This is a genomic window from Zobellella aerophila (assembly GCF_039539325.1).
Classification (GTDB): Bacteria; Pseudomonadota; Gammaproteobacteria; order Enterobacterales; family Aeromonadaceae; genus Oceanimonas; species Oceanimonas aerophila.
The window spans coordinates 1-2,848 of record NZ_BAABCX010000012.1; the positions used below are offsets into that span (position 1 = coordinate 1).

1 protein-coding gene is annotated in these 2,848 nt (G+C 62.7%); it reads left to right on the plus strand.

What is annotated here, in order from left to right:
- The coding region (locus ABD806_RS17955) for a beta strand repeat-containing protein (protein ID WP_344960203.1) at positions 1-2,848 on the plus strand (2,848 nt) is incomplete at both ends.

The window sequence follows — 2,848 nt, forward strand, 5'->3', positions numbered from 1 at the left end:
ACCTCGATCTCCACGGTTGAGGCCGGCCAGACCATCACCGGGCTCAGCTTCACGGTCAGCAACGTCGCCGACGGCAGCAGTGAGGTGGTCAACCTCGACGGCACCGCCATCGTGCTGACCCACGGCAGCAGCGGCAGCACCGCCGGCAACGGCCTCGGCTACAGCGTCTCGGTGGTGGGCAGCACCGCCACCGTGAGCTTGACCGGCGGCACGCTGTCGACCGCCACCGCCCAGACGCTCATCGACGGCATGAGTTACCAGAACAACAGCAATACCCCGAGCACCAGCAACCGGGTGGTGACCCTGACCAGCCTGCAGGACAGCGGCGGCACCGCCAACGGCGGCGACGATACCGCCAGCCTGGCGGTGGCCTCGACCGTCACCCTGGTCGGCGTCAACGACGAGCCGACCCTGACCGCCAACGCCAGCAACCCGACCTTCACCGAGGGCGGCGCCGCGGCGGGCCTGTTCACCGGCACCGACATCAATACCGTCGAGGCCGGCCAGGCCATCACCGGGCTGAGCTTCACCATCACCAACGTCACCAACGGCAGCAACGAGCGCATCAACGTCGATGGCACCACCATCGTGCTGACCCACGGCACCAACGGTTCTACCGCGGGCAACGGCCTCTACTACTCGGTGATGGTGATTGGTACCACCGCCACCGTGACCATGACCGGCGGTAACCTGTCGGTGGCGGCGGCGGAGACCCTGGTGGACAACCTGAGTTACCAGAACAACAGCGACGTGCCATCGACCAGCAACCGCGTCGTCACCCTGACCAGCCTGCAGGACAGCGGCGGCACCGCCAACGGCGGCGACAACACCGGCTCGCTGGCGGTGGCGTCCACGGTGACGGTGGTCGGCGTCAACGATGCGCCGAGCTTCGATATCCCGGGAGCAGCAGGGATTGTCGGCACGGCGATCGGGGACGGCATGGCCCGGGGCTACAGTGTGGTCGCCCAAAGTGATGGTAAGGTTCTGGTGGCGGGTTATAGCTGGAATGGTACCGACGACGATATTACCCTGGTGCGTTACAACAGCGATGGCAGCCTCGATCGGAGTTTCGGCACCGATGGCGTGGTCACGACCGGCATCAGCGTGGATGATGGCGGCAACACCCTTGCCAACGAGGAGGCCGGGGACGACCGTGGTTACAGTGTGGCGGTTCAGGCGGACGGCAAAATTCTGGTGGCAGGTGTAAGTCGGACCAGCGACACCAATGGCGATATTGCCGTGGTGCGCTACAACAGCGATGGCTCTCTGGATACCAGCTTCGGTAGCGATGGTGCCGTGGTTATTGGTCTGGATGGCGCCAATGTCGCATATCCCGTGAATATGGTGCTCCAGTCCGATGGTAAGGCGCTGCTGTCCGTCTCTGTGCCGGGCGCGATTACACTGGTGCGCCTGACCGACAGCGGGAGCCTTGACAGCGGTTTCGGTGATGGCGGTGTGGTGAGTACCACTGCCGGCGGCGACTCGGCTAACATCAGCGGCTTGGCACTGCAAAGCGATGGCAAGATCCTGGTGACGGGCTCTCTGTATACCGTTGCGAATGGGCCTTTCAGCGGCAGAGAATTGCTGGTAGTGCGGTTTCTGGAAGATGGCTCTCTCGATGCCAGTTTCGGGGGTGGAGACGGGATAAGTCGCCTGTTTGCCTCTTTTTCGGCCTCCACTGCAGGGCTGGCTCTGCAATCGGACGGTAAGATCCTTGTCACCAGTGTTCGCCAGGTATTCAGCGGCGGGCTGACGGCCCATAACGATCTGGTGCGCCTGAACAGTGACGGTACGCTGGATACCGGTTTCGGTACTGGCGGAGCTGCCGATATCAGCATGCTGGGTTGGAGTCAGTTCAAAGACGTGGCGGTACAGGCCGACGGCAGCATCCTGGTGGCAGGCAACAAGAATGTGTCGGGTAATGGTGTCGACTTTGCACTGATGCGCTTTACCGGTGCCGGGGTTCTCGATACGGGCTTCGCCGACGGTGCCGCATCTATTACCACCGACATCGGCAACGCCCACAATTACGCCTGGGATATGGCACTGGATCCCGATGGCAAGATCCTGCTGGCCGGTAATCGTTATGTGGGTGCCGATAATGATTTTGCCGTGGCGCGCTACAACAGCGATGGTACGCTTGATACCAATTTCGGCCGTTATACATTGAGTGGTACCGTGAACTTCACCGAAGGCGGCGCGCCCGTGGTGCTTGACAGCGATGTCCAGATCTTCGATGCCGAGCTTGATGTTGGCAACTATGCGGGGGCGACACTGACGCTGCAGCGCCATGGCGGTGTCGATGCGAGTGACCAGTTCTCGGCTATCGGAACCCTTGCTGCGCTGGTGGAGGGGGGCGATCTCAGCGTCGACAGTACAGTGATCGGCACGGTGACGACATCTTCCGGGGGGGGCTTGGTGCTCACCTTCAATGCCAACGCCAGTCAGGAGCTGGTCACCGCTGCCATGCGCCAGATTGCCTATGCCAACAGCGCAGACAATCCGCCTGCCTCGGTACAGATCGACTGGCTGTTCTCCGATAACAATACCGGAGCACAGGGTAGCGGCGGTGCGCTCACAGCAACCGGGGCCGTGACCGTTGCAATCACGGATATCAACGACGAGCCGACCCTGACCGCCAACGCCGGCAACCCGACCTTCACCGAAGGCGGCGCCGCGGCCAGCCTGTTCACCGGCACCGACATCAATACCGTCGAGGCCGGCCAGACCATCACCGGGCTGAGCTTCACCATCACCAACGTCACCAACGGCAGCAACGAGCGCATCAACGTCGATGGCACCACCGTGGTGCTGACCCACGGCACCAACGGCAGCACCGCCGGCAACA